This is a genomic window from Streptomyces sp. NPDC045968 (assembly GCF_056430475.1).
The window spans coordinates 68,339-91,045 of the sequence record NZ_JBWKLF010000001.1 but is presented as its reverse complement, the minus strand read 5'-3'; the positions used below and the strand labels follow the sequence as shown (position 1 = coordinate 91,045).

19 protein-coding genes are annotated in these 22,707 nt (G+C 70.8%); 2 read left to right on the top strand and 17 right to left on the bottom strand.

What is annotated here, in order from left to right; all coding sequences use genetic code 11:
* Nucleotides 1–275: 275 nt before the first annotated feature.
* From AC07FA_RS00340 to AC07FA_RS00315, 6 genes are all read right to left on the bottom strand, one after another.
* Entirely contained in the window at nt 276–1,907 is a 1,632-nt protein-coding gene (locus AC07FA_RS00340) for a beta-N-acetylhexosaminidase (RefSeq protein ID WP_479072446.1), read from the bottom strand.
* Nucleotide 1,908: 1 nt separating this feature from the next.
* The gene (locus tag AC07FA_RS00335; RefSeq protein WP_479072445.1) at nt 1,909–2,760 is read right to left on the bottom strand and encodes a carbohydrate ABC transporter permease; all 852 of its coding nucleotides are present in this window, start codon (nt 2,758–2,760) and stop codon (nt 1,909–1,911) included.
* Entirely contained in the window at nt 2,757–3,740 is a 984-nt protein-coding gene (locus AC07FA_RS00330; protein ID WP_479072444.1) for a carbohydrate ABC transporter permease, read from the bottom strand. Before AC07FA_RS00330 ends, AC07FA_RS00335 begins: the two co-directional genes overlap by 4 nt.
* 2 nt (nt 3,741–3,742) lie before the next feature.
* The gene (locus tag AC07FA_RS00325; protein WP_479072443.1) at nt 3,743–5,047 is read right to left on the bottom strand and encodes an extracellular solute-binding protein; all 1,305 of its coding nucleotides are present in this window, start codon (nt 5,045–5,047) and stop codon (nt 3,743–3,745) included.
* Nucleotides 5,048–5,270: 223 nt separating this feature from the next.
* Nucleotides 5,271–5,558 (bottom strand): DUF3039 domain-containing protein, encoded by a 288-nt coding sequence (locus tag AC07FA_RS00320; protein WP_479072442.1) that lies wholly within the window; start codon nt 5,556–5,558, stop codon nt 5,271–5,273.
* A gap of 108 nt (nt 5,559–5,666) precedes the next feature.
* The gene (locus AC07FA_RS00315) at nt 5,667–6,227 is read right to left on the bottom strand and encodes a YqgE/AlgH family protein (RefSeq protein ID WP_479072441.1); all 561 of its coding nucleotides are present in this window, start codon (nt 6,225–6,227) and stop codon (nt 5,667–5,669) included.
* A 275-nt stretch (nt 6,228–6,502) separates the two neighbouring features.
* Between AC07FA_RS00315 and murA the strand changes: the two genes are divergently transcribed.
* A complete protein-coding gene (gene murA / locus AC07FA_RS00310; protein WP_328910446.1) occupies nt 6,503–7,843 on the top strand; it encodes a UDP-N-acetylglucosamine 1-carboxyvinyltransferase in 1,341 nt (446 codons plus the stop codon).
* Nucleotides 7,844–7,990: 147 nt separating this feature from the next.
* On the opposite strand, the gene AC07FA_RS00305 is transcribed toward murA, so the two are convergent.
* The 6 genes from AC07FA_RS00305 to AC07FA_RS00280 form a co-directional block, all read right to left on the bottom strand.
* Nucleotides 7,991–8,272: an HU family DNA-binding protein gene (locus AC07FA_RS00305; protein ID WP_003968811.1), complete on the bottom strand. Its 282-nt coding sequence runs from the start codon at nt 8,270–8,272 to the stop codon at nt 7,991–7,993.
* Between the two features lie 375 nt (nt 8,273–8,647).
* Nucleotides 8,648–10,084, bottom strand: a complete 1,437-nt coding sequence (locus tag AC07FA_RS00300) for an NAD-dependent malic enzyme (RefSeq protein ID WP_479072440.1) — start codon at nt 10,082–10,084, stop codon at nt 8,648–8,650.
* A gap of 417 nt (nt 10,085–10,501) precedes the next feature.
* Nucleotides 10,502–12,886, bottom strand: coding sequence for a HelD family protein (locus AC07FA_RS00295; protein WP_479072439.1), 2,385 nt, complete (start codon nt 12,884–12,886; stop codon nt 10,502–10,504).
* 112 nt (nt 12,887–12,998) lie between these two features.
* Nucleotides 12,999–13,865: a zf-HC2 domain-containing protein gene (locus tag AC07FA_RS00290; RefSeq protein ID WP_479072438.1), complete on the bottom strand. Its 867-nt coding sequence runs from the start codon at nt 13,863–13,865 to the stop codon at nt 12,999–13,001.
* Complete coding sequence (locus AC07FA_RS00285) at nt 13,862–14,449, bottom strand: sigma-70 family RNA polymerase sigma factor (RefSeq protein ID WP_479072437.1); 588 nt, start codon at nt 14,447–14,449, stop codon at nt 13,862–13,864. Before AC07FA_RS00285 ends, AC07FA_RS00290 begins: the two co-directional genes overlap by 4 nt.
* An 89-nt stretch (nt 14,450–14,538) precedes the next feature.
* On the bottom strand, nt 14,539–15,138 hold the full coding sequence (locus AC07FA_RS00280; protein WP_479072436.1) for a CGNR zinc finger domain-containing protein: 600 nt from the start codon (nt 15,136–15,138) through the stop codon (nt 14,539–14,541).
* 130 nt (nt 15,139–15,268) lie between these two features.
* On the opposite strand from AC07FA_RS00280, the gene AC07FA_RS00275 reads away from it, so the two are divergent.
* Entirely contained in the window at nt 15,269–15,805 is a 537-nt protein-coding gene (locus AC07FA_RS00275; protein ID WP_479072435.1) for a GNAT family N-acetyltransferase, read from the top strand.
* 15 nt (nt 15,806–15,820) lie between these two features.
* Here the strand turns inward: AC07FA_RS00275 and AC07FA_RS00270 are convergent, their stop codons facing one another.
* From AC07FA_RS00270 to AC07FA_RS00250, 5 genes are all read right to left on the bottom strand, one after another.
* Nucleotides 15,821–16,381 (bottom strand): GNAT family N-acetyltransferase, encoded by a 561-nt coding sequence (locus AC07FA_RS00270; RefSeq protein ID WP_479072434.1) that lies wholly within the window; start codon nt 16,379–16,381, stop codon nt 15,821–15,823.
* Nucleotides 16,382–16,431: 50 nt separating this feature from the next.
* Nucleotides 16,432–17,571 (bottom strand): uroporphyrinogen-III synthase, encoded by a 1,140-nt coding sequence (locus AC07FA_RS00265; RefSeq protein ID WP_479072433.1) that lies wholly within the window; start codon nt 17,569–17,571, stop codon nt 16,432–16,434.
* Between the two features lie 134 nt (nt 17,572–17,705).
* On the bottom strand, nt 17,706–19,037 hold the full coding sequence (locus AC07FA_RS00260; protein WP_479072432.1) for a nitrate/nitrite transporter: 1,332 nt from the start codon (nt 19,035–19,037) through the stop codon (nt 17,706–17,708).
* 135 nt (nt 19,038–19,172) lie between these two features.
* A complete protein-coding gene (locus AC07FA_RS00255; RefSeq protein ID WP_479072431.1) occupies nt 19,173–20,534 on the bottom strand; it encodes an acyltransferase family protein in 1,362 nt (453 codons plus the stop codon).
* Nucleotides 20,531–22,660, bottom strand: coding sequence for a bifunctional polysaccharide deacetylase/glycosyltransferase family 2 protein (locus tag AC07FA_RS00250; protein ID WP_479073400.1), 2,130 nt, complete (start codon nt 22,658–22,660; stop codon nt 20,531–20,533). Before AC07FA_RS00250 ends, AC07FA_RS00255 begins: the two co-directional genes overlap by 4 nt.
* Nucleotides 22,661–22,707: the final 47 nt, after the last annotated feature.

The window sequence follows — 22,707 nt, the reverse complement described above, 5'->3', positions numbered from 1 at the left end:
CCTTTCCGGTCTCCCGGCTGTCCCGCCTGTTCCGCCGTACGGTACGTGCTCACAGCCCGGACGTGGCAACTCTGGCACATCTTCCGACCGGCCCGACGGGAGGGTCCGCGAAGGGGGTTTCCGCCCCTGACCAGGGGGATGATCCTGATTCGTACCTCTTCGGCGCAGAGTGTGAATTGCCACTCTTCAGCGCGTCTCGTATGACTTATTCCGTTCGTGTGGGGCGGCCCCGGTGGCCGTGACCGCGGGCCGCCCCACCCCGACTTGGATGGTGCCTACACGACCGGCGGCACTCCCTCGATCGGGCGCCCGAGGACACCGGGGCGCCGCTGTCCGGGCAACGGGCCGCCCGGCGGCCGGTAGTCGACGCCGAGGGCGTCGAGCCGCGCGTAGTGCGTGGTCATCCGGTTCTCGAATCCGGCGAAGTCCCGGGCGGCGGGGGCCGGGAGCCGGGACCAGGCGACCTCGGCGAAGGCGGCGAGCCGGGGGAAGACCTGGTAGTCCACGCGGGCCCGGTTCTGCATGACCTCGGTCCACACATTGGCCTGGGTGCCCAGGATGTGACGGGCCGCGGCTTCGGAGAGGCCCGGCGGTACGGGCTCGAAGCGGTAGACGTCCTCCAGCGTGCGTACGTAGCCGATGGGCATCGGCTCGTCGGGGCCGCCGTCCTGACGGTGGTCCAGATACACCTGCTGCTCGGGGCACATCACGACGTCGTGGCCGGCCTCGGCGGCGGCGATGCCGCCCGCGTAACCGCGCCACGAGGACACGGCGGCGCCGTCGGCGAGACCGCCCTCCAAAATCTCGTCCCAGCCGATGAGGCGGCGTCCGCGCGCGGTGAGCCAGGTGTCGAAGTGGCGGATGAACCAGGACTGGAGCTCGTCCTCGTCGGCGAGGCCGAGTTCGGCGATCCGGGCCTGGGCCGTGGCGGACTCCTTCCACTGGCCCTTGGGGCACTCGTCGCCGCCGACGTGGATGAACGGCGAGGTGTCGGCCGGGAAGAGGTCGAGGATCTCCTCGAAGACGCCCTCGAAGAAGCGCAGGGTGGTGTCGGTGGGGGCTAGTACGTTCGGGTTGACGCCCCAGTTGTCCCAGACGGAGAGGGTGCTCGTGTCGACGACGTCGGTGTTGCCCAGCTCGGGGTACGCGCTGATGGCCGCCTGCGAGTGGCCCGGGATGTCGATCTCCGGGACGACCCTGATGTGCCGGGCGGCGGCGTACGCGACGATCTCGCGGATGTCGTCCTGGGTGTAGTAGCCGCCGTGCGGGGTCTCGTCCCACAGATCGGAGGCCCGGTGGCCGTATTTGGTGCGATCCCGCCAGGCGCCGGCCTCGGTGAGCCGGGGGTGGCGCTTGATCTCGACGCGCCAGCCCTGGTCGTCGGTCAGGTGGAAGTGGAAGACGTTCAGCTTGTGGGCGGCGAGGAGGTCCAGGTAGCGCAGGACGTCGTCCTTGGGCAGGAAGTGCCGGGCGACGTCGAGCATGAGACCGCGCCACGCGAAGCGTGGGCTGTCCTCGATGTCCGTGAAGGGGAGGCCGGCGGCACCGCCGGGGCCGATGGGCGCACGGCGGAAGGCTTCGGGGCCCAGGAGCTGACGGAGGGTCTGCGCGCCCCAGAACACGCCTGCCGGGCCGCCGCCGGTGATCACGACACCCTGGAGGGACGTGGTGCGCAGCTGGTAGCCCTCGGGCTCCAGCGCCGGGTCGATACGCAGCTGGATGCCTCGCCCTGCGTCCTCGTCCCCCGGCGCGAGCGGCAGGCCGAACGCGGCTCCGAGGGTGGAGCGCAGCCAGCGCTCGGTGGTCTCGGTGCCTGGCTGCGCCGTGATGGTGGTGGACCGGTCCAGGAGGAACCCGCCGTGGCCCTGGTCGCCGGTGCGCACGGGCGCGGGAATGAGATTGTCCACGTCAGTCCTTAACCGCTCCGCCGAGTCCCGAGACCAGGCGTCGCTGTACGAGTACGAAGAAGACCAGCACGGGAACGGTCATCACCGTCGAGGCTGCCATGATCCCTCCCCAGTCGTTCTCGTCGGGTTTGAAGAAGACCAGCAGCGCCATGGGCAGCGTCGACTGGGAGGTGTCGCTGATGAGGAAGGACTTGGCGAACAGGAAGTCGTTCCAGGTCGAGATGAACGAGAAGACGCTCGTCGCCACGAGGCCCGGGAAGACCAGCGGGAAGAGGATCTGCCACAGAAAGCGGGTGCGGCTCGCCCCGTCGATGAAGGCGGCCTCCTCCAGGGCCTCCGGGACCGCCTTCACGAAGCCCCGGAGCATCCAGATCGCGAACGGCAGCGAGAAGGCCAGGTGCGGCAGGATCAGCGAGCCCAGCGTGTTCAGCTGGCCGAAGTCCCGCATCAGGAAGAACAGCGGGATGGCCAGGGCCTCGACCGGCACCATCTGTGCGACCAGGAACATGATCAGCAGAGTCGTGCGGAACCTGAAGCGGAACCGGGTCACCGCCGTGGCCGCCAGGAAGGCGATCAGCGCGGACGCGATGACGACCGTGCCCGCGACGAGCAGGCTGTTGAGGAAGTAGCGGCCGAAGTCCTGCTGTTCGAAGACCCGGCGGAAGGAGTCCAGGGACGGCGACAGCGTCCAGGGGCGGGCTTCGGTGGACTGGATCTCGCCCGCCGGCTTGAAGGCCGAGAGCACCATCCAGTAGAGCGGGAAGGCGACCGCGGCGGCGATGAGCAGGGCCGCGGCCTCGGCGGCCAGCCGGCCGGGCCGGCGGACGCGCGATCGGGTGCTGAGCGTGCTCACAGTTCCTCCCCCTGGCGCCGTACCAGGCGCAGATAGACCAGCGTCACGGCCAGCAGGATCACCAGCATCACGACACCGATCGCCGAGCCGAGGCTGTACTGCGAGGACGCGAACGCCTTCTGGTACGCGTACACGTTGAGCACCAGGTTCTGGCCGGCGATGCCGCCGCCGTTGGTCATGACGTAGATCTGGGTGAACACCTTGAAGTCCCAGATGATCGACTGGATGGTGACGACGATCAGGATCGGCCGGAGCATCGGCGCCATGACCGACCGCCAGATCCGCCACTGCGAGGCGCCGTCCAGCGAGGCCGCCTCCAGCACCTCGGTGGGGATCGCCCGGATGCCCGCGTAGACGGTCACCATCACGAACGGGAACGAGCACCAGAGCACTTCGAGGAGCACCAGGGCGAAGGCGCTGTAGCGCCCGTACGTCCACGAGAAGTCGCCGAGTCCCAGGACCCGGTTGACCGGTCCGAAGTCCGGGTCGAAGAGGAAGACCCAGACGGTCGATCCGGTGATCGCGGGGGTCGCCCACGCGCCGAGCGCGGCCATCATGAGGGCGAGCCGGGGCAGGGCGCGTATCCGCGTGAGCAGGACGGCCAGCGCGCAGCCGACGAACAGGGTGGCGAGCACGCAGGCCGCGGCGAAGACCACGGTCGCCAGGAGCACCTGCCAGAACTGGCTGTCGCCGAAGAGGGCCGCGTAGTTGCCGAACCCCTGGAAGGTGGTCGGCTCACCGCCGCTGACCTGGGCCTGCGTGTACTCCAGGAAGGAGATCAGGCCCAGTTGGTAGATCGGGTAGACGAGGAGCGCGCCCAGGAGGACGAGCGCCGGCAGGAGGTAGAGCCAGGGGGTCCAGCCGGACCGGCGCGCGGGGGAGACGGAGCGGCGGCGCCGGGGCGGGCGCGGCTGTGCGCCGCCCGCCCCGGCCGTCCCGGTGGGTGCGGGGGCCTTGTACGCCGTACTGTTCGCGGTCATCGTCAGCCCGCGGCGGCGAAGGCCGCGTCCATCTTCTTCGCGGCGTCGTCCGAGGCCTGTGCGACGTCCTTACGTCCGCTGACGATCTCCTGGAACATCGTCGGCAGGACGAGCGAGGCGTCGATCTGGCCCCAGCCCGGCGAGGCCGGGACGAACTTGGCGCCGGCACCGAGGGTCTGGACGAACGGCGCGACGAAGGGCTCCTTCTTCGCGGCGTTGTCCCGTACGTCGGTGTAGGTCGGCAGGAAGCCCATCGCGTCGAAGAGCTTGGCCTGGGTCTGCTTGCCGGCCAGCGACTTCATCAGGTCCACGGCCAGGGTGCGGTGCGAACTGCTCTTGAGTACGCCGATGTTGTTGCCGCCCGCGAACGCCGGGGCGATCGAACCCTGCGCCACGCCGGGCAGCGGCACGACCGCGTACTTGCCCTTCACCGCGCCCGCCTCGACCGCGGTGTGGCTGAAGTCGCCGCCGATGGCCATGGCCGCCTTGCCCGAGGCGAAGGAGGTGATGGTCGCGTTGCCGCCCATGGAGGCGCACTTGGCGGCCGGACAGTTGGCGTCGCCGAAGAGCGAGGTGTAGGCCTCGATGCCCTTGCGGGCCTTGTCGCTGTTGATCGCCGCCGTGTACGTCCCACCGGTCTCGTTGGCCAGTTCGCCGCCGTTGGCCCAGATGAACGGCATCGCGCCGTAGGTGTACGCGCCGCCGACCGCGAGGCCGTACAGGTCCGGCTTCGCCTTGTGGACCTTCTTCGCGGTGGAGATCAGCTCGGCCTGGGACTTGGGGACCTCGATCCCCAGGTCCTCGAAGACGTCGGTCCGGTAGTACAGCGCCCGTACGCCGACGAAGAGCGGCGCCCCGTACACCTTGCCGCCGACCGTCACCGACTGCCTGGCGATGGGATCGGTGTCCTTGGCCTCGTCCCAGGCCGCGAACTCCTGGCTCACGTCGGCGAGTCCACCGTCCTTCACGTATCCGGCCGTGTCGGTGTTGCCGTACTCGATGAGGTCCGGGGCGCTCTTCGGGTCGTTGAAGGCGGCCTTGATCCGCTGGGCGCGGGTGTCGACGGGGATGTACTCGATTTCGGCCTTCGCGCCCTTGTGGCGCTTCTCGAAGTCGGCGACGGCCGCGTCGACGACCTGCTCCTTGGGCTTGTTGCCGACCTCCTGGAAGAGCCAGACGCGGAGCGTGCCGGACTTCTCGTCGCCCTTGGCACTGGTGTCGGAGGTCTGCGGTGCGCAGGCGGTGGCGGTGAGGCCCGCCAGTACGAGCGCCGCAGCCGGGGCGGCAATTCGGGCAGAAAGATTCATCGGGGCCCCTACCGGTCAGTCGTTGCATCATGCGCAACGCGCGTTTCGTTCTGCACAACTGGCAGGAGAGTAGGGGGGCATCAGGGCGCCGACAAGTGGTCTCTACCACTCTGTGACCAGCGGGTGCAGCCCGTGCAACGCGAAGGGCCCCCGGGGGCGCGCTGTGCTGCGCGCCCCCGGGGGCCCTGCCATCGGTCTCTCCGCGGCCGCGGACCGGTGCGGACTACTTCTTGTCCTTGCCGCCCTTGTCCTTGTCGCCGCCGGCGCCCATGGACTCGTAGATCTCCTTGCACATGGGGCAGACCGGATACTTCTTGGGGTCGCGCCCCGGTACCCAGACCTTGCCGCACAGCGCCACCACGGGGGTGCCCTCCAGGGCACTCGCCATGATCTTGTCCTTCTGGACGTAATGGGCGTAGCGCTCGTGGTCGCCGTCGCCGTGCGACACCTGTGGTGCCGGCTCAACGAGGGTCCCCGTACCTGCCCCGGGTTCGGGCTCAAGAGTGCTCATAACCGCCAAGGGTACTGAAGCCCGCGCCCTGCCGGAGCCCTCAGGTGCGCCCGGACGCGCCGCCGGGCCGGCAGGGGGCCGCGCGCCGGTTCGGCGAAGGACCGGGCGTCAGTTGAGCGAAGGGTCGTCGGGGTACGTCGCGATCATCGCGAGCTCGCTGCGCTGGCGGCGCAGGACCGCCCGCCAGAGGTTCTCCGGGCGGGGCGACGACACGTCGCCCGGCTCGGACTCCACCACGTACCAGGCGCCGTCGCCGAGCTCCGCCTCCAGCTGTCCCGGGCCCCAGCCCGCGTACCCGGCGAAGATCCGCAGCGAGCCGAGAGCCGCGGCCAGCAGCTCCGGCGGGGTCTCCAGGTCCACCAGCCCGATCGCCCCGTGCACCCGGCGCCAGCCGAGGGGGCCGTCGTCGCCGGGGATCACCGCCACACCGAGCGCCGAGTCGAGGGAGACGGGGCCGCCCTGGAAGACCACGTCCGGTTCACCGGCGAGTCCGGCCCAGGGCGCGAGGATGTCGCCGACACCGACCGGGGTCGGGCGGTTCAGGATCACGCCGAGCGAGCCCTCCTCGTCGTGGTCGAGGAGCAGCACCACCGCGCGGTCGAAATTCGGGTCCGCCAGGGCGGGTGCGGCCACGAGCAGCCGCCCTGTGAGCGAGGACACCTCGGTCATGGCAGAAATGATCCCGCATCTTCGGCCTTCGCGGACACCAAGTGGACCGGCCGGTGGCGGAACGGTGGGAGCGCAGCTCAGGGGCGCACGGACGCACAGGGAGCGCACTTTTCGGCCCCGTTCCGGACGGTAACCCTCCGCCAGGAGTGTTGGGCGGAGCGTGTTGTGGCGGATTCATGACGTTCGTACACGCCCGTTTGCCTTACGGAAGGGGGGTAGGAGGCCATTACCCTTTTCGATGGCCCCCCGCCCGATCACTCCGGAACGCGAGATTCATGACCGGCACAGACGATGTCCTGCTTGTCCACGGCGGAACCCCGCTCGAGGGCGAGATCCGCGTCCGAGGCGCCAAGAACCTGGTGCCCAAGGCGATGGTCGCCGCGCTGCTCGGCAGCGGGCCCAGCCGGCTCCGCAACGTGCCCGACATCCGTGACGTACGGGTGGTCCGGGGATTGCTGCAGCTGCACGGCGTGACCGTCCGCCCCGGTGAGGAGCCGGGCGAACTGATCCTCGACCCCTCCCACGTCGAGAGCGCGAACGTCGCCGACATCGATGCCCACGCGGGCTCGTCGCGCATCCCGATCCTCTTCTGCGGCCCGCTGCTGCACCGCCTGGGCCACGCCTTCATCCCGGGGCTCGGCGGCTGCGACATCGGCGGCCGGCCCATCGACTTCCACTTCGAGGTGCTGCGCCAGTTCGGCGCGACGATCGAGAAGCGGGCCGACGGCCAGTACCTGGAGGCCCCGCAGCGACTGCGCGGCACGAAGATCCGGCTGCCGTACCCCTCGGTGGGCTCCACCGAGCAGGTGCTGCTGACGGCCGTGCTCGCCGAGGGTGTCACCGAACTGTCCAACGCGGCCGTGGAGCCGGAGATCGAGGACCTCATCTGCGTACTGCAGAAGATGGGCGCGATCATCTCCATGGACACCGACCGGACGATCCGGATCACGGGTGTCGACCGGCTCGACGGTTACACGCACCGGGCGATCCCGGACCGCCTGGAGGCCGCCTCCTGGGCGTCCGCGGCGCTGGCGACCGAAGGCAACATCTACGTGCGCGGCGCCCAGCAGCGCTCGATGATGACCTTCCTGAACACCTTCCGCCGGGTCGGCGGGGCCTTCGAGATCGACGACGAGGGCATCCGCTTCTGGCACCCGGGCGGCGCGCTGAACGCCATCGCCCTGGAGACGGACGTGCACCCCGGTTTCCAGACCGACTGGCAGCAGCCCCTGGTGGTGGCGCTGACGCAGGCCAGCGGCCTGTCCATCGTCCACGAGACGGTGTACGAGTCGCGGCTCGGCTTCACCTCGGCGCTCAACCAGATGGGCGCCCACATCCAGCTCTACCGCGAATGCCTGGGCGGCTCCGACTGCCGCTTCGGACAGCGCAACTTCCTGCACTCGGCGGTCGTGTCGGGACCCACGAAGCTCCAGGGCGCCGATCTGGTCATCCCCGACCTGCGCGGCGGTTTCTCGTACCTGATCGCCGCTCTGGCGGCGCAGGGCACCTCCCGGGTGCACGGCATCGATCTGATCAACCGCGGCTACGAGAACTTCATGGAGAAGCTCGAGAAGCTCGGCGCCAAGGTCGAACTGCCGGGCGGCGCGCTCGTCTAGCGGCCCGCAGCGGCACACAGCGGACGGCGGTGGCCCCCTGGGAGGGGGTCGCCGCCGTTCGCCGTCTGCGGGGCCCTCCAGGGCCGTATACGCCGAAGAGCGGCCACCCCGCACAGGGTGGCCGCTCTTCGTTTGCTGCTCAGGGACTTACTTGCCCTTGGCGGCTTCCTTGAGCTTCGAGCCCGCGGAGACCTTCACGCTGTAACCGGCGGGGATGTTGATCGGGTCGCCGGTCTGCGGGTTCCGAGCGGTGCGAGCGGCACGGTGGGTGCGCTCGAAGGTCAGGAAGCCGGGGATGGTGACCTTCTCGTCGCCCTTGGCGACGATCTCTCCGACGGTCTCGGCGAGCGCGGCCAGCACGGCGTCGGCGTCCTTGCGAGTCACCTCGGCGCGGTCGGCCAGAGCGGCCACCAGCTCACTGCGGTTCATGTTTGTACTCCCGTGTTCTTCTTGCCTGTGAGGCGTGAGATCGAAGCCGATGCTGCCAGGGCCCTCTGACAGTCCCCGGACCCGGGTCTGATGTCAGACCCTCTCGCCCGAATACGCATCCTGCCCCCACCAGCGGCGGGAAAGCCAATCCGGAACCCTCCGGAGTCACACGAAAAGCGCCACGGCGTGCCCGTAGTGACGTTCCGTCGACTTCCTGAAGCGGTCCGCAGCGGATGCCGGGCCCAGCGGGGCCCGCTGCCCGCCACCCTAAAGGGGCGTTTGGGACGCCGCGACCCGCGACGCGCCGTACGGGCGCGCGGGTGAGGTAGGGCACCCTCCGCGGAAGCCGGGGCCGGCCGTCGCGGAGGGCGTGCCTCAGGAGAGGTCGGAGGTGCTCTCGGCGGCGGTTCCCGCGGCCTTCGCGGCGGCGCGGACCGCTCCGGCGACGGCTCCCGCGACCTTGTCGTTGAAGACCGAGGGGATGATGTAGTTCGCGTTCAGCTCGTCCTCCGCGACGACGTCCGCGAGGGCGCCCGCCGCGGCGAGCATCATCTCCGTGTTGACGGTGCGGGACTGAGCGTCCAGCAGACCGCGGAAGACACCCGGGAAGACCAGCACGTTGTTGATCTGGTTGGGGAAGTCCGAGCGGCCGGTGGCGACAACTGCTGCCGTCTGGCGGGCGATTGCCGGGTCCACCTCGGGGTCCGGGTTCGCGAGCGCGAACACGATCGCGCCGTCCGCCATGGCGGCGACGTCGTCGCCGTTCAGGACGTTGGGGGCGGAGACCCCGATGAAGACGTCCGCGCCCGCGACAGCCTCCTTGAGGGTGCCGGTGACGCCCTCCGGGTTGGTGTTGTCCGCGATCCAGCGCAGCGGCGAATCGGGGTCGGCGGAGACCAGGTCCTGGCGGCCCGCGTGCACCACACCGTGGATGTCGGCGACGACGGCGTGCTTGACGCCCGCGGCGATGAGCAGCTTCAGGATGGCCGTGCCGGCCGCTCCCGCGCCGGACATGACGACGCGTACGTCACCGATCTTCTTGCTCACCACGCGCAGGGCGTTGGTCAGGGAGGCCAGGACGACGATGGCGGTGCCGTGCTGGTCGTCGTGGAAGACCGGGATGTCCAGGGCCTCGCGCAGCCGTGCCTCGATCTCGAAGCAGCGGGGTGCGGAGATGTCTTCCAGGTTGATGCCGGCGAAGCCGGGGGCGATCGCCTTGACGATCTCCACGATCGCGTCGGTGTCCTGCGTGTCCAGGCAGATCGGCCAGGCGTCGATGCCGGCGAAGCGCTTGAACAGGGCCGCCTTGCCCTCCATCACCGGCAGCGCGGCCATCGGGCCGATGTTGCCGAGACCGAGCACCGCGGAGCCGTCCGTCACGACTGCGACGGAGTTGCGCTTGATGGTGAGGCGGCGGGCGTCCTCGGGGTTCTCGGCGATCGCCATGCACACGCGGGCGACACCCGGGGTGTAGATCATCGAGAGGTCGTCACGGTTGCGGATGGGGTGCTTGGACGCCATCTCGATCTTGCCGCCGAGGTGCATCAGGAACGTACGGTCGGAGACCTTGCCGAGCACCACACCCTCGATGTCGCGCAGACCTTCGACGATCTCGTCCGCGTGCGAGGTGGAGGAGGCCGCGATGGTGACGTCGATCCGCAGCTTCTCGTGGCCGGAAGCGGTCACGTCGAGGCCGGTGACCGAACCGCCGGAGGACTCCACGGCCGTGGTGAGCTGGGAGACCGCTGTGCCGCTCGCGGGCACCTCCAGCCTGACCGTCATCGAGTACGAGACGCTGGGCGCCGTTGCCATGGCCGAGTCCTTCGCTTTCCTTAGCTTCATTGCCGCGTGTACCGCGGCACTCGCCGCGGTCACGCTTTCCGATCGTCGCACCTACCGGCCGGTAGCCGGTAATGACTGCCACAGTTCGGAAAGTAGTTTCCACCATACGAGAAGTTGACCGTTCGGCGGAACCCCCAGCCGGTCGGCAACCTGTCCCGCAACGAAAACAGGCCCACGCCACCGTGAGGTGACGCGGGCCTGTCTTCTTCATTTAAGTGGCACCGACCCGCCATGCTCGCCTCGCGGCAAGTGGTCGCTCGAAGCGACGAAGGTTGGGCCCGGGGGCTTGGATCGAGCCGGTGCCAACACCAGGCTAACAAAGACCCCCGGAAAGTGATTCCCGCGTGTCCGCCCGATCTGGGATCGGCCGCCCGGCCCCTCCCCCCGTCAGTCCCTCAGCAGGTCCGGGACCCCGTTCGCGTCGGGCATGTCACGCTCCCCGGACACCACCGTGAGCTGCTGCGTGGCACGGGTCAGCGCCACGTACAGCACCCGGAGCCCGGCCGGTGACTCGTCCGCGATCTCCGCCGGAGAGACGACGACCGTGGCGTCGTACTCCAGGCCCTTCGCCTCCAGGCTGCCGAGCGCCACCACGCGTTCCCCGAGCTCCGCGAGCCACTCGCGGGCCTGGGCGCGGCGGTTCATGGCGACCACCACACCGACCGTGCCGTCCACCTCGGAGAGCAGCCTGCGCGCCTCCTCGCGGACCGTGGTGGCCAGGTCCCGGTCGCCCACAGGCTCGAAGCGGGGCTCCACGCCGGTCGAGCGGACCGCCGCCGGGGACTCCATGCCCGGCATCGCGAGGGCGAGCACCTTCGCGGCGAGTTCCGCGATCTCCGCCGGGTTGCGGTAGTTGACGGTGAGTGTGAAACGGCGGCGGGGACGGCTGCCGAGCGCCTCGTCGCGGGCCGCCGCCGCCTCGTCCGGGTCGGACCAGGAGGACTGCGCGGGGTCGCCGACGATCGTCCAGGTGGCGTGCCGGCCCCGGCGGCCGACCATCCGCCACTGCATGGGCGTCAGGTCCTGAGCCTCGTCGACGATGACGTGGGCGTACTCGGTACGCTCCGCCGCCAGCCGCTCGGCCCGCTCCCACTGGGTCTCCTCGCGCTGCGGCATCAGCTCCTCAAGACCGGTGAGCTGGTCCAGCGGGTCGAACTCGCGCTTCCGCCGGGGCCGGTGCGGGACGCCGAGCAGCGTCTGCAGCTCGTCGAGGATCGCCACGTCGTGGACGGAGAGCGGGCCACGGCCCTCGCTGTCGAGCCGCTTGAGGGAACGGGCCAGCCGTCGCACCTCCCCCTGGTTGAGGATGCGGCGGGCCCACCGGCCGAGCCGCTTCTCGTCGGCCATCGTGGCGAGCACCCCGCGGGGGGTGAGCTCGGGCCACCAGTCGTTGAGGAAGGTGAGGAACGCTGTCTCGGTGGAGACATCCTCGTCGAACGAGGAACGCAGTTCGGCGACGAGCTCGGGGTCGGTGTAGCGGCCCCGGCCCGACGACTTGCTCCACAGGGCGTCCAGCAGCAGCTTGCGGGCCCGCGGGCGCAGCAGGTTGACGGGTGCCGTGCCGCTGAGCACGTTGTTCCGGATGCGCTGGAGCTCGTCGGCGTTCAGCTCGACGCGGGCGCCGAAGGCGACCACCCGGAGCCGCGTGGGGGTGCCGGCGGGCTGCGCCGGTTCCTGGTCCTCGTCCCCGAACGACAACTGGCCGTCCCGCGACCTCTCCCCCTGCGTCCTGGGCTGCTCAAGCGCCCCGCGTGCCGCCTTGCGCAGCACGTGGAGCATGCGGGAGGAGCCCTTGATACGGGCGACGGCCGGTTCGTCGTAGGTGGTGGCGCCCTCGATGCCCGCCGCCTCGTCGGACAGCGAGCCGACGGCGCGGATCGCGACCTGGCCCTCCTCGCCGAGCGAGGGCAGGACACCCTCGGTGTAGGCGACGAGGAGCGGGGTCGGCGAGACGACCAGGATGCCGCCCGCGTACCGGCGCCGGTCCTGGTAGAGGAGGTACGCGGCCCGGTGCAGGGCCACCGCGGTCTTGCCGGTGCCGGGGCCGCCCGACACCTCCGTGACGGAGGCGGCGGGGGCCCTGATCACCATGTCCTGCTCGGCCTGGATGGACGAGACGATGTCCCGCATCGTGTGGCTGCGGGCCTGGCCGAGGGCCGCCATCAGCGCACCGTCGCCGATGACGGGCAGCGTGTCGCCGCCCAGGTGCGCGGTGAGTTCCGGGCGCATCAGGTCGTCCTCGACCCCGAGGACCTTGCGGCCCTTGGACCGGATGACCCGCCGGCGTACCACCCGGCCCGGTTCCTTCGGCGTCGACCGGTAGAACGGCGCGGCCGCCGGGGCCCGCCAGTCGATCACCAGCGGCGCGTAGTCGGAGTCGAGGACGCCGATGCGGCCGATGTGGAGCGTCTCCGCGATGTCCGCGTTGTTGTCCGGGCGTACGGCGTCGTCGGCGGGCTCGACGGAGGTGAACGCGCCGTCCGGGCCGCGCTCACCGTCCTTGCCGAGCAGCAGATCGATCCGCCCGAAGAGGAAGTCCTCGAACTCGTTGTTCAGCCGATTGAGGTGCACCCCGGCGCGGAAGACCTGGGCGTCGCGCTCGGCGAGCGCCCCCGGTGTACCGACCTGGCCCCTCTTCACGGCGTCGTGCATGAGAAATTCCGCCTCGTCGATCTTCTCTTCGAGGCGGTGGTAAACCCGGTCCAGATGTTCTTGCTCGACACCGATTTCCCGGTCCCGCAACGAATCGACAGCGGCATCCTGCGCGGCCACCGGGGCCCCCTTCTGACGTGCACTGGGCAGCCGTCAACCGTACGCGAAGGGGGGCCCGCTCCGCACCTGCCACCAGCATTGCGATTGCGCGTCGGAAGGTGCGCTCACGTGCTCACGCGTCGATCTCCACCAGCCGCTCGCCGTCGAAGGTGCGCACCTCGAAGTGGTCGATGTCGTCGCGGTCCATCGCCGCGCCGCCGTGCACGTACAGCGGGTACTTCGCGGACGGGTGCGGGGAGTTCTTGATCCCGTACCCCCATTTCGGTACGGACCAGGAGGTGACGACCTCCTCCTCGCCGGTCTTGGAGACGGCGATCAGGCTGCATTTCTCGGGGCCCTTGACGTTGTTGAGCCGCAGGACCGCGTGGGTCCCCCAGGCCTTGGCCTCCATGCCGACGGTGGCGTCGACCCCGGTGGCGGGGTCGGTCGCCGCGGCCTTCTCCTCCATGTGGTGGAAGAAGGCGTCCTCGGCCGGGCTGGTGGGGTGCGGGTCCCCCGCCGCCACGGACCGTCCGCCGTCCTCGCCTCCGGTGACCGTGACGGCGATCACAGGGCCCGCGATGATCACGGCGGCCGCCGCCGCCATCAGATACCTGCCGCGGCGGCGGCGCAGGTCCCGCTTCCGCGCGACCTCGTCGACCAGCCGGCCGAGCACCGCGGGGGCGGGCGGCTCCGGGACGTGCGGGACGGGGCGGGCGCCCGGGTGGGCGGCGGGGGCTTCGGCGAGCATCGCGAGCATGGGTTCGAGGCCGGCGAACTCGTCGAGATGGGCGGCGCACAGCGCGCAGTGCGCGAGGTGCGCCTCGAAGGCGCTCGCCTCCGCCTCGTCCAGGATGCCCAGGACGTAGGCGCCGGCGGCGTCGTGCCCCGGACCCTCCACCGGGTGCTCGAAGGGGCCGGAGGGCGGCCCTGCGGGCCCCGAGGGGCCACGGGGGCCGGAGGGCCGGGACCCGAACGGCTGCCACTCGTGGTCGCTCATGCCGTGATCCCCCTCTCTTCGAGTACGAGCTTCATGGAACGCAGGGCGTAGAAGACCCGCGAGCGCACCGTCCCGCTGGGTATGCCGAGCACCTCGGCGGCCTCGTTGACCGTACGTCCCCTGAAATAGGTCTCGACCAATGCTTCCCGGTGCGCGGGGGTCAAATCGTCCAGCGCGTCCGAGAGCGTCATCAGCCACAACGCCTTGTCGATCTCGTCCTCCGCGGGAATGACCTCCAGCGGCGACGGATCGACCTCGCGCGGCCGGGCCTGCCGGCTGCGGTGGGCGTCGATGACGATGCGTCGGGCGACCGTCACCAGCCAGGGGCGTACGGAGCCGGTCGCCCGGTTGAGCTGACCGGCGTTCTTCCAGGCACGGATGAGCGTCTCCTGCACCACGTCCTCGGCACGCTGCCTGTCCCCCGCCACGAGGCGGAGCACATAGGCGAGCAGCGGCCCTGCGTGTTCGCGGTAGAGCGCCCGCATCAGCTCCTCGTCGGGGACGTCGGAGGCCGTGCGGGGCGGTTCACTGCGATGTCGAGCCCTGTGCGGACGGTCATCGGCCACGGCCGCATCCTTGCGCACCCGAACCTCCCGGTCGAGACCCTGTCGAGCTCTTCGGCCATCGGTACGGAGCCGGGAGCCGGATCATTCAGCCCGGCGCGCGATTTTTTTCAGCGGCCGTCCGCGGGGGCTGCCGCTCTGCGCCGGTGGCGGGCCACCCGTGCGCGGTTTCCGCAGACTTCGCTGGAGCACCAGCGGCGCCGGCGCCCCCGTGAGGTGTCGAGGTAGAGCCGCCGGCAGGTGTCGCCCTCGCAGCGGCGCAGGGCGGCCCTGGCCTCCGGGTCCGTGAGCAGGTCCACGCAGTCCCGGGCCACGGCGGCGAGCAGTTCCCCGCAGGCCGGCGGGGCGTTCAGGCGCCGGACGAGTGCGCCGTCCTCGGCGCGGACCGCGCGCGGTCCGGGCGGCGCCCCGGCGGCCAGTGCGTTGACGCGGTCCAGGGCCGCGTCCTCCCGGGCGCCGCCCAGTTCGGCGGTGAGCAGCCGGCCGATGTCCTCCCGCAGCTGCCGGAAGCGGGTCACCCAGAGGCCGTCGGCGGTGACGAGCACGGTCCCGTACGGCACCAGGGCCGCGGCCACCAGCCACTCGGTCAGCGGTCCTGGCCCGGTGAGCTGTTCGTACGCGCCGGAGGGCCCGGTCCCCGTCGCCACCAGGTCGAGGCAGGCGCGGCCGGAGCCGAACCACCGGTCGTACGCACCCGTGCCCGCAGCCATGTGCCTGTCACCGCCTCGGGGTCACCGATGGGAGTCACCTTCAGAGTGCCCGTCACCGGCCCGGCCCGGAACCCCTCCTGCCGGGTGGGTACCGTCCCGGCGCCGCGAGCGCGTTCCGTACCGTGTCCGGATGGACGAAGTCACGCTCACCGCGGGCTCGTTGCTCCTGCGCCCCTGGCGGCAGGACGACGCTCCCGCCCTCCTCGGCGCGTACGCCGACCCGGCGATGCGGCACTGGCTGACCACGCGGATGACGAGCGCCGACGAGGCGGCCGGGTGGATCACCGAGCAGCGGGAGGGCTGGGCGGCCGGCAGCCGACTCGGTCTGGCCGTGACCGACACGGCGCGCGGCGGCGAACTGGTCGGCCATCTCTCGCTGAGGCGCCCCGGCCCGGCGTGGGACACGGGCGAGGTGGGCTACTGGACGACGGCGTCCGCGCGGGGGCGCGGGGTCGCGTCCAGAGCCCTCACGGCGCTCTGTGACTGGGCCTTCGCGGCGTTCGCCGGGGACGGGCTCGCCCACCTGGAGCTGGTGCACCAGGTGGACAACGAGGCGTCCTGCCGGGTCGCGGAGAAGTGCGGTTTCGCGCTGGCCGGTATCCTCCCGGCGCTTCCGCCCGCTTACCCGCTGGACGGTCACCGCCATGTCAGGTCCGCCGTCGGCTGACCGCGGTCCCGCGGGTCAGCGCGGCGGGCCGTCGTGCAGAATCCGCTGGAACAGCCGGTGGTCACGCCACTCGCCGTCGATGTGGAGATAGCGCGGGGCCGTCCCGAACTGCTCGAAGCCGCACTTGGCGAGCACCCGCTGCGAGGCGGCGTTGGCCACGACGGTGCCGGCCTCGACCCGGTGCAGCCCGAAGCCGTCGCGCGCGATCTCGCAGATCCGGCCGACGGCGGCGGTCGCGATCCCCCGGCCCGCCTGGTCGACGTCGACCCAGTAACCGAGCCGGCCGCTGCGGAACGGTCCGCGCTCGATGGAGGCGAGCGTGAACGCGCCGACCGCCTGGTCCTCGGCGTCGGCCACCACCCAGGGCATCGCGCGTCCCGCGTCCCGGTCGGCGAGCAGTCCGGTGAGGCGTTCCGTCTGGCCCTGCGGGGTGTAGAAGGCCTCGGTCCGCGCGGGCTCCCAGGGCCGCATGTACGCGCGGCTGCGGGTCAGTGAGACGGCGAGGGAGCCGGCGTCGGAGAGGGCGGCGGGGCGCAGCGTCAGACCGTCGGCGAGGGGGTGGCTGTCATGGATCATCCGAGCACGCTATCCCGGGCCAGGTGCGGTCCCGGCCCGGGACAGCGGGCTCACTCCACGTACTTCGTGTCGGCCACCGGGTCCAGCGCCAGCCGGTAGCCGCGCTTGACGACCGTCTGGATCAGCCGGGGCACGCCGAGCGCGCTGCGCAGCCGGGCCATCGCCGTCTCCACGGCGTGCTCGTCGCTGCCGCTGCCGGGCAGCGCGCGCAGCAGTTCGGCCCGCGCCACCACCCAGCCGGGCCTGCGGGAAAGGGCGTTGAGCAGGGCCATGCCCGCGGGCGGTACCGGGCGCAGGGCGCCGTCGACGAGCACGGCGTGCCCGCGGATCTCGATCCGGTGGCCCGCGACCGGCAGCGGGCGGGCCGTGGCGGGGAGTTGGGCGCAGAGCAGCTGGACGAGCGGACCGAGCCGGAAGCGCTCCGGCTGGAGTGTGTCGATGCCCCTGGCCTGGAGCGGAAGGGCGGTCACCGGGCCGACGCAGACCGTCATGACGTCGTCCCGGAGTGCGGACAGGATTTCGGGGAGCAGTCCGCGGACCTCGGCCCGGTTCAGGTACGAGGCCGCGGCGGGCGCGCTGGTGAAGGTGAGCGCGTCCAGGCCCCGGGAGACGGTGAGATCGAGCATGCGGTCGAGCGGGGCGATGTCCTCGGGGGGCATCCACCGGTAGACGGGTACGCCGACGACTTCGGCGCCCGCCGCCCGCAGCGACTCCACGAAGCCGGGCAGCGGTTCGCCGTGCAGTTGCAGCGCGACCCGGCGGCCCTCGACGCCCTCGGCGAGCAGCCGGTCCAGGACCTCGGCCATCGACTCCGAGGCCGGTGACCAGGCCTCGGTGAGCCCGGCGGCCCGGATGGAGCCCTTGACCTTGGGGCCGCGCGCCAGCAGTTCGACGCCGCGCAGCATGTCCAGGAGCGCCTCCCCGATGCCCCAGCCGTCGGCGGCCTCCACCCAGCCGCGGAAGCCGATCGCCGTGGTGGCGATCACGACATCGGGTGCGTCGTCGATGAGTTCCTTGGTGGCGGCGAGGAGTTCGCTGTCGTCCGCGAGGGGCACGATGCGCAGGGCGGGCGCGTGCAGCACCACGGCGCCCCTGCGCTGGAGGAGTGTGCCGAGTTCCTCGGCGCGACGGGCGGCGGTCACCCCGACCGTGAAGCCCGCGAGGGGCCCGTGCTGTGCGTCGTCGTGCATGGCGTGATACCCGGCTCTCGTGTCCCGCTACTGCTCGGTGGTGCGGAGGGCCGAGACTGCCAACACTGCGTGACAGCCTCGGTTCACTTGTATTTCACACCCGTTACGTCCCCCTGTGCGAGGCGCGGTGTTCCTCACACCTCGGCGTAGCTGAGCTGCGGCTTCGCGGCCACCGCGGCGGTCCGGCGAAGGTATACCGCCCAGGTCACGGTGAAGCAGACCGCGTAGAAGGCGAGGAAGGACCAGAAGGCGGCCGTCCCGCTGCCCGCCGTCTGGAAGGACTGCCGGAACGCCAGGTTGATCGCAAGTCCGCCGAGTGCGCCGACCGCCCCGATGAGCCCCATGGCCGCCCCGGACAGACGCCGCCCGTACGCGGCCGCCTCCTCGCCCCGCATGCCCTTGCTGACGGCCTTGGCGTGGAAGATCCCGGGGATCATCTTGTACGTCGATCCGTTGCCGAGGCCGGTCAGGACGAACAGGGCGATGAAGCCGACGAGGAAGACGCCGAGGGACTCGGTCCCGGAGGCGTAGACGACGACTCCGGTCGCCGCGGCCATCCCCGCGAAGTTCCACAGGGTGATGCGGGCGCCGCCGTACCGGTCGGCGAGCCAGCCGCCGGCGGGCCGGATCAGGGAGCCGAGCAGCGGTCCGATGAAGGTGAGCGAGGCGGCCTGGAGCGGGGTCCGTCCGAACTGGGTCTGCAGGACGAGGCCGAACGCGAAGCTGTAGCCGATGAACGAGCCGAACGTGCCGATGTAGAGCACCGCCATGATCCAGGTGTGCGGGTCGCGGACCGCTTCCCTGGCGGCCCCGGTGTCGTTCTGCACGGGGCGCAGGTTGTCCATGCGGAACGCGGCGCACAGTGCGGCGAGGACGATCAGCGGTACGTACACGCCGAGCACGATCCGCGGGTACGTGGCCCCCGCGGTGCCGATCACCAGCAGTCCGACGAGCTGGACGACGGGCACGCCGATGTTGCCGCCGCCCGCGTTGAGCCCGAGCGCCCAGCCCTTCTTGCGGAGCGGGAAGAAGGCGTTGATGTTCGTCATGGAGGAGGCGAAGTTGCCGCCGCCGATCCCGGCGAGCGCGGCGACGGCCACGAACGTGCCGTACGAGGTCCCCGGTTCCATCACCACGAACGCGGCGACGGTCGGCACGAGCAGCGTCAGCGCGCTGAACACGGTCCAGTTGCGTCCGCCGAAGCGGGCCACGGCGAAGGTGTACGGCACACGGACGAGCGCTCCGACCAGGGTGGCCGTGGAGATCAGGAAGAACTTCCCGGCCGGGTCGACCCCGTACTCCGGCCCCATGAACAGGACCATCACCGACCACAGGGTCCAGATGGAGAATCCGATGTGCTCCGAGAGCACGGAGAACCAGAGATTGCGCCGGGCGATGCGCTCGCCCGACTCGCGCCAGAAGGTCTCGTCCTCCGGCTCCCACTGTTCGATCCAACGGCCGGCCATCACGCGCCTCCACAGGGTGTCGGGTGCTTGTGTCCCGACCGTATGGAGCGCGCGTTTCGGCGTGGTGCTGTGAGGTGACCGGTAGGCAACCTTGCTCTCACCGGGCCGGGGACGGCCCGGTGAGGGACGGAGCGGTCAGCGGGCGCGGGCGTGACCGCCCGTGCGGTCCTGCGGCGGCTTCTCCGGGGCCTTCCCGGTGCCGTTCGGCCACAGGCGCGGTCTGCGTCTGGCCGCCACGTCCTCGACCCAGCCCACCCCGAGGATCGCGACGCCCAGGAGGGGCCAGACCGCGATCAGGGTGAGCACGGTGTACGAGCTCTCCAGGTACGAGCCGAGGTGGTCGCCGACCCAGGGGACGTTCCACAGCTGGTCGACGAGCTGCGCGCTCGCCATCAGCAGCAGGTTGTGCCAGAGGTAGATCGTCACGGCCCGGTTGTTGGCGAGGGTGATCAGGCTGTCCCAGCCGGCGAGCCTGCCCGGGAGCTGCCGCCAGGACGGGGCGTAGACGAGGAGGATCGCGCAGAAGCCGAAGGACCAGGTGGACTGGGCGAGCGGGATCTCGTCGAGGTTCCAGCCCTCGTCGGTGAGGTGGCCGGAGGCCCACCACAGGCCGAAGCCCATGACGATCGCGGCCGAGGACACCACCAGATAGCGCGGGACCTGCTTCAGCAGCCCGTCGTGGTGGGCGAAGCCCAGCACCCAGCAGGAGCCGAACACGGTGAAGTCGAGGACGGCCTCGCCCGTGGCCCCGGGGATCGTCACCAGATCCGTGCCGAGCAGGGCGGTGAGGCCGATCGGGGCGAGCAGCGTCACCCACGGCAGTCTGCGGAACGCCTTCAGCAGCAGCGGCGAGGCGATGACGAACCAGAGGTAGGCCCTGATGTACCAGAGCGGGCCCACACCCTGGTCGGCCCAGGACACCTCGAAGTACCCGCCGGGTGATCCGCTCTCCTCGGGGAACGGCGGGGAGCCGACCGGCAGGAGGTAACAGCCGAGCTTGACGAACCACCACAGCCCCTCCTCCCGTACGGGCCGCCAGCTCAGCGCGAACATGGCCGGCACGACGACGATCGAGAACGCCCACATCGGCGGCAGCAGCCGGCGGATCCGGTCACGGACGACGGTCAGGGCGGGCCGGGCCAGCGAGCGCGCCATCAGCGAACCGGCCAGGGCGAACATGACGCCCATGGACGGGAAGATCACCGTCAGCCAGGCCCAGCCGAAGAGATGGAAGAAGACGACACGGACGAGGGCGACGGCACGCAGCAGGTCGAGATAGCGGTCGCGTCCGGGCTTCTTCGCCGCTTCGTCCCTGGCGGGCTGAGGGGACGGGGCCTGGGCCGGGGAGTCGTGCGAGGGCTGCTGGGAGGGCAGGGGCTGCGGGGGCTGCTGATACGGCAGGGGCTGAGGCACGGGCTGGAACGGCAGTGGCTGACGCGCCTGCGGGAACGGCTGGTCCGGGTGTGCCTGCGGATACGGCTGGTTCGGATAGGTCATGCCACGGGCCTCCGGTCCCGTCCGGCGGCCGTGCGCCCGCTCTGCGGGGCGCCGGGCGTCCCCACCACTCCCGTACGGCGCAGCTTCTGCCAGCGCAGCCGGCCGCCGGTGAGAGCGGTGATCCACGACTGGAGCAGTACGACGTACATGAGCTGGCGGTACAGGATCTGCTGGAGCGGCAGGGAGATCAGGTGGACCATGCGTTCCCGGTCGAGCCGGAAGGCGTACGCGGCGCAGACCGCCTGCACCACCAGGACGCCGAACCAGGCGGCGACCGTCTTCCCCGTCGGGCCGAAGACCAGTCCGTACAGCAGGAAGACATCGATGAGGGGCGCCAGCAGCGGGGCGACGACCATGAAGAGCGAGACGAACGGAAGCCCGACCCGTCCGAACCGGCCCGAGGGGCCCCGCTCGATGACGGCACGGCGGTGCTTCCAGATCGCCTGCATGGTGCCGTACGACCACCGGTAGCGCTGCGACCACAGCTGCTGCACGGACTCCGGTGCCTCGGTCCAGGCGCGCGCGTTCTCCGCGTACACGACGCGCCAGCCGTCCCTGTGCAGGGCCATGGTGACGTCGGTGTCCTCGGCGAGCGTGTCCTCGCTCATGCCGCCGACCCGGTCCAGCGCGTCGCGGCGGAAGGCTCCGACCGCGCCGGGGATGGTGGGCATGCAGCCCAGCAGGTCGTACATCCTGCGGTCCAGGTTGAAGCCCATCACGTACTCGATGTGCTGCCAGGCGCCGATGAGCGAGTCGCGGTTGCCGACCTTGGCGTTGCCGGCGACCGCCCCGACCCGCGGGTCGGCGAACGGCTGGACGAGCTCGCGGACCGTGGAGGGTTCGAAGACCGTGTCGCCGTCCATCATCACGACGATGTCGTAACGGGCGTGCGCGATGCCGTTGTTGAGCGCGGCGGGTTTGCCCGCGTTGCGCTGGCGGACGACCCGGACGTTCGGAAGCCGCAGCGCCTGGACGATGTCGGCCGTGCCGTCCGTGGAACCGTCGTCGATGACGATGATCTCGACCGGATAGTCGCTGGCCACCAGCGACCGCACGGTCGCGGCGATGCACTCGCGTTCGTTGTACGCGGGAACGAGCACCGAAACCGGTCTGGCGAGCGGCGGGCCCCAGCTGAAGTCTCGCTTGCGGACCCGTCGCGCGTGCAGGAACGAGAGCAGCAGCATCAGGCCGAAGCGGGCGATGACCAGCACGCCGATGGCGGCGAGACCGACCACGAGGGCATCGGTGATCCGCTCCGAGACGCTGACCGCGGAAACGAACGCCTTGCCCTTGAGCAGCGCGAACCCGGTCGCCGGGGTGTGCGCGCTGGAGGCGCCGAGGGCCGCGGTGAGGTTGGTGAACTCGTACCCCCGCTGCTCCATCTTCGGCAGGAAGGTGTCCAGGGCGGCCACGGTCTGGGACCGGTCGCCGCCGGAGTCGTGCATCAGGATGATGGCGCCCTGCCCGCCCTTGGGCGTGGCCCGCTCGATGATCGCGCGGACACCGGGGCGCTTCCAGTCCTCGCTGTCGGTGTTGTTCACGACGGTGAGGTAGCCGCGGCTGCCGATGTACTGGGTGACCGGCCAGGACTTGTTGTCCATCGCGTCGGAGAACGAGGAGTACGGCGGCCGGAACAGGGACGTACGGATACCGGCCGCGCCCGCCAGCACCAGCTGGTTCTGGGAGAGTTCCCAGTCGATGCGCTTGGGCGACTGGTAGGAGAGGTCGGGGTGGTTGAAGGTGTGCAGCCCGACCTCGTGGCCCTCGTCGACCATGCGCTGGACGAGGTCCGGGTAGCGCGAGGCCATGGTGCCGGTGACGAAGAAGACGCCGTGCGCGTCGTACTTCTTCAGCGCGTCCAGGACCCGCGGCGTCCAGACCGGGTCCGGGCCGTCGTCGAAGGTGAGAACGATCTTGCGATCGGGTATGCGCAGCGTCTTGGCGGGCTCGGTGGCCGACCGGGCGTCGATGACCGGGCCGCCCTCCAGGACCTTCTTCGGCACATGGGTGGTGGGGGCCGGGGGCTGGATCCGGTGGTCCGCGAGGATCTCGCTGTGTACGTAGCCACGCAGCATGAGCATGGCGAGCAGGGCGACGAGAAGCAGTGACGGGAGCAGATAGCGCATGGGGAGTCTGCGCTTCGCCCGCTTCTTCCGGTGGTGCCTGCCCCGCC

What these genes read in the sequence shown, in the direction of transcription:
- AC07FA_RS00330 (WP_479072444.1), bottom strand. Translation starts at nt 3,740, where the DNA reads ATGACCGCGAACAGTACGGCGTACAAGGCCCCCGCACCCACCGGGACG.
- AC07FA_RS00325 (WP_479072443.1), bottom strand. Translation starts at nt 5,047, where the DNA reads ATGAATCTTTCTGCCCGAATTGCCGCCCCGGCTGCGGCGCTCGTACTG.
- AC07FA_RS00320 (WP_479072442.1), bottom strand. Translation starts at nt 5,558, where the DNA reads ATGAGCACTCTTGAGCCCGAACCCGGGGCAGGTACGGGGACCCTCGTT.
- AC07FA_RS00315 (WP_479072441.1), bottom strand. Translation starts at nt 6,227, where the DNA reads ATGACCGAGGTGTCCTCGCTCACAGGGCGGCTGCTCGTGGCCGCACCC.
- murA (WP_328910446.1), top strand. Translation starts at nt 6,503, where the DNA reads ATGACCGGCACAGACGATGTCCTGCTTGTCCACGGCGGAACCCCGCTC.
- AC07FA_RS00305 (WP_003968811.1), bottom strand. Translation starts at nt 8,272, where the DNA reads ATGAACCGCAGTGAGCTGGTGGCCGCTCTGGCCGACCGCGCCGAGGTG.
- AC07FA_RS00300 (WP_479072440.1), bottom strand. Translation starts at nt 10,084, where the DNA reads ATGGCAACGGCGCCCAGCGTCTCGTACTCGATGACGGTCAGGCTGGAG.
- AC07FA_RS00290 (WP_479072438.1), bottom strand. Translation starts at nt 13,865, where the DNA reads ATGAGCGACCACGAGTGGCAGCCGTTCGGGTCCCGGCCCTCCGGCCCC.
- AC07FA_RS00280 (WP_479072436.1), bottom strand. Translation starts at nt 15,138, where the DNA reads ATGGCTGCGGGCACGGGTGCGTACGACCGGTGGTTCGGCTCCGGCCGC.
- AC07FA_RS00275 (WP_479072435.1), top strand. Translation starts at nt 15,269, where the DNA reads ATGGACGAAGTCACGCTCACCGCGGGCTCGTTGCTCCTGCGCCCCTGG.
- AC07FA_RS00270 (WP_479072434.1), bottom strand. Translation starts at nt 16,381, where the DNA reads ATGATCCATGACAGCCACCCCCTCGCCGACGGTCTGACGCTGCGCCCC.
- AC07FA_RS00265 (WP_479072433.1), bottom strand. Translation starts at nt 17,571, where the DNA reads ATGCACGACGACGCACAGCACGGGCCCCTCGCGGGCTTCACGGTCGGG.
- AC07FA_RS00260 (WP_479072432.1), bottom strand. Translation starts at nt 19,037, where the DNA reads ATGGCCGGCCGTTGGATCGAACAGTGGGAGCCGGAGGACGAGACCTTC.
- AC07FA_RS00255 (WP_479072431.1), bottom strand. Translation starts at nt 20,534, where the DNA reads ATGACCTATCCGAACCAGCCGTATCCGCAGGCACACCCGGACCAGCCG.
- AC07FA_RS00250 (WP_479073400.1), bottom strand. Translation starts at nt 22,660, where the DNA reads ATGCGCTATCTGCTCCCGTCACTGCTTCTCGTCGCCCTGCTCGCCATG.